General features: G+C 68.7%; 1 pseudogene. It reads right to left on the reverse strand.

Annotated elements, in window-relative coordinates:
- A pseudogene (locus NKI59_RS34950) lies at positions 1-956 on the reverse strand (shikimate kinase); the annotation flags it as partial.

Here is a 956-nt window from a genome sequence, read left to right on the forward strand (position 1 = left end):
CCCCGCCCCCGACCTCTGCGCGACGTTGAAGCTGTATTGGAAGGCCACGCACGTATCCAGGAACGCCGCAGTCCGATCGCTGTCGAGCGCCGACCTGACCCGGCCGGCGGCGAACGGGCGCAGGTTGGGCTTGTCATAGGGGGAGCGTCCGACAAGCACGCCCGCATCGCGGATCAAGGTCTCGCTCTTGAGCATCGGCACATGCAGGCATCCGTCGCTGGACGGCACGGCGATGGCGCTCGGACCCCCGATATGCCCGCTCGTGACGGTCCGGAACAGCTCCTCGGCGGTGAGCCTTGATTCTTGACGGCTTTCGAGCCACGCCTGAGCCTTCTCGCGCGTCTCCTGCGCCACCGCGATGCTGCGCGGATAATGTTGCAGCGCCGAGGCCGGTACCGACGATTGCCTGCCCTCGCCAAAGGCACGCAACCGCTCGGGGCCGTCCTGGCGAGCGCCCCGGGCGATGGCGGGCATTCGCTTGGCCAGCGAGGCCCTGATGAAGCCGCAGCCGTCATGCGGTTGCAAGGCGATCTCGCCGTCCGGCCCGGGGAGCTGGAAGGGATGCGCTGCGCCTGCGGGGCGGTCGGGCAGAAGTGACAGCCGGAAGCACCCTTCCAGCGCATAGTCATGCGGGCCAAGGCCGGGGATACCCGGCGGCGCGGCAAATCCGCGCCGCTGGGTATAGTAATACGCTTCCTTGAACGGCGCCCAGGCCCGCGACAGCTGCTCGAAGTCCGTACCCGGAGCCGTCTCGGCATAGGGGATCGCCAAAAGCTTGCCGCCTGCGGCCTCGTCGGCCGCGCCGGGCAGGCGAGCGGCAAGTTGGGCCAGGGTCTGCTGCGGCGCCTTCAGCTTGCTGCCGCCGAACAGGTCCATGCGGTAGGGCACGCCCTCCACGGTGAACGTGCGTGTCAGCATGGCGCCAGTCGGAGTTCCCTTTAGCTGCACCGCCACCA

It is taken from the genome of Mesorhizobium sp. M0598 (assembly GCF_040320865.1).
In the GTDB taxonomy this organism is placed as follows: Bacteria; Pseudomonadota; Alphaproteobacteria; order Rhizobiales; family Rhizobiaceae; genus Mesorhizobium.